The organism is Vibrio sp. R15-SG3-ISO1B, assembly GCF_059833835.1.
The window spans coordinates 1-2,241 of the sequence record NZ_JCBDGG010000028.1; the positions used below are offsets into that span (position 1 = coordinate 1).

A 2,241-nucleotide genomic window follows, 5' to 3' on the forward strand; every position below is an offset into this window, starting at 1 on the left:
GGGTAAAGGGTCGCCCCCATTAACAAATGACGCGCATTAATGGCAAAGACGGTCACTAAAACGGGAATCAACGCGACCTCTTGTCCCCACATCTCTAACGTCGCGAACTGTGACGCCCCTGCGAAGACTAATCCACTCATCAGCATAATGGATAACGGTTCCAAGCCGACTTGGACCGCAGCGACACCAAACGCAATACCGAAGATAATCACAAAGAATGACAGCGGAACCAGCTCTCGAAAACCGTTCCAAACATCATGACGAGTAAAATGGTGCAGCTCAGTGCTGTCCACTTGTTGAGTTTGAGTAAGCATGACTTTTCCTAGCCCAGTGTGCAGTGAAGTGATTTGCCACTGATTTATTATAAGAGCGTCTATCAGTACCATGAATATGTGCTAGACGCAAAAGGGTTGTGACGATGAATATTTGCACGGATTGATGGCTTTTTATCTAAACGGTTCAGCGAGTTACAGTTTTTTGTTGACCGCTTCTCTCAATTCGTTAAAGTACACCTCGTTCTCACGGCAATCGCCGAAGAGAAATGGTGTAACCTTCGCATCTATTGCGTTGCCCTGGTGGTGGAATTGGTAGACACAAGGGATTTAAAATCCCTCGGCGTTCGCGCTGTGCCGGTTCAAGTCCGGCCCGGGGCACCATTAACTCAAGTAGAGCAGGCTTATCAAGTTGTAGATACAAAGGCGCGTTGGCAGAGTGGCTATGCAGCGGATTGCAAATCCGTGGACCTCGGTTCGACTCCGGGACGCGCCTCCATTCTTTCTCTATCAGAAACTCTCTTCTAAAGTTGGCGCAAAAATCGGCTTGTTGCGACTCTATTTTCCAATATTTTTCTTTGTGATTGATTTTTGAGTGACATACTCTTATCGAGCGACGTGTTAATCGTAACGTTCTCTCAAACAGATAAATGGAAAAAGCGCCGAGAGTATCGGCGCTTTTGTCTTATTCTCAGTAATCTAAAGGCTGCTGATGCGCACCTTATACTAGTGAGGTCAGCATCTCTTCACTGTACGGAGTGAGCGCTTGGCCCGATTTCACTTTTTCAACGTAATCTGGGTTGGCAATCAGAGGACGGCCAATCGCAAGTAAATCAAACTTGCCTGCTTCAATCGCCTCATTGCCGGTTTGAGCATCAAAACCACCCACGCCGATCAAGGTTTTCGAGTATTGAGCGCGCATGTATTGCGAGGCGGTACCGCCTAGGTGCTCAAATGCCATAGCGTCATCGAAAATGCCCACATGTAAGTAGGCCAAATCACGTACTTCGAGTTGCTTTAGCAAGTAATCGAATACGTCACGATCACGTGGGTCGGCCTCGACGTTAAAGTAAGCGCCAGGGGAGAGACGCAGACCAACGCGATCCGCGCCGATCGCTTCCACGACAGCGTCCATCACTTCTAGCGCAAAACGAGACATATTTTCCGCTGTTTGGCCATACTCATCATCACGTTGGTTGCTGCTGTAGTGAAGGAATTGGTCGATGAGATAGCCGTTTGCACCGTGGATCTCGACACCATCAAAGCCTGCTTCGATGGCGTTTTGAGAGGCCTTGGCAAAATCGGCGACTAAGCGCTGAATCTCTTCTTTGCTGGCTGGGGTTGGCGTTAGATAGGTGAGGTGGCGCATGCGTGGCACGGTGCCTTCGACACCAATCGCAGAAGGGGCAATCACTTTATCGCCACCAAAAAACGACGGGTGCGCAACGCGGCCGGTGTGCCATAGCTGAGCGAAGATCTTTCCGCCATTTTGATGCACACGCTGAGTGACTTTTTTCCAGCCCTCAATCTGCTTATCAGTAAAGAGCCCAGGGGTGTTAGGGTAGCCTTGACCGTCAGCACTGATCAAGGTCGCTTCGGTAATGATTAAGCCTGTGTCGGCGCGGCGGCCATAGTATTCCACCATTGCATCCGTTGGCACCAGATCCTCGTCAGACATGCAGCGAGTTAGGGGAGCCATCACAATGCGGTTGTTGAGCGTTAGCGTCTCATTGAGCTTGAACGGTTGAAATAGGGTATTCATCGACGTGTCCTTCGAGAGTATTTGAATGCCTATTCAAGTTAGAATATTTTGAATGCTCATTCAAGTATTTTTTGAATGCACATTCAACATCAGTTACTATGTGGGTATTCCAACCTTAAGAGTGATGTTATGCGCAGCGCAGAATTTGACCGTCAAGTGGTATTAAGGCAAGCAATGGCGAAGTTTGTCGAGAAAGGCTATGGCAAA

2 protein-coding genes and 2 tRNA genes are annotated in these 2,241 nt (G+C 48.7%); 2 read left to right on the plus strand and 2 right to left on the minus strand.

The genetic code is table 11. The features are described from left to right. A partial coding sequence (locus AC6R0S_RS06900) for an AzlC family ABC transporter permease (protein WP_500637510.1) occupies positions 1 to 314 on the minus strand: 314 nt, incomplete at its 3' end. Between the two features lie 255 nt (positions 315 to 569). Here AC6R0S_RS06900 and AC6R0S_RS06905 point away from each other — a divergent pair. Beyond that, positions 570 to 656: transfer RNA gene (locus AC6R0S_RS06905), tRNA-Leu, on the plus strand. A gap of 41 nt (positions 657 to 697) precedes the next feature. Continuing rightward, positions 698 to 771: transfer RNA gene (locus AC6R0S_RS06910), tRNA-Cys, on the plus strand. Positions 772 to 993: 222 nt separating this feature from the next. Here the strand turns inward: AC6R0S_RS06910 and AC6R0S_RS06915 are convergent. After that, positions 994 to 2,034: an alkene reductase gene (locus tag AC6R0S_RS06915; protein WP_500630768.1), complete on the minus strand. Its 1,041-nt coding sequence runs from the start codon at positions 2,032 to 2,034 to the stop codon at positions 994 to 996. Positions 2,035 to 2,241: the final 207 nt, after the last annotated feature.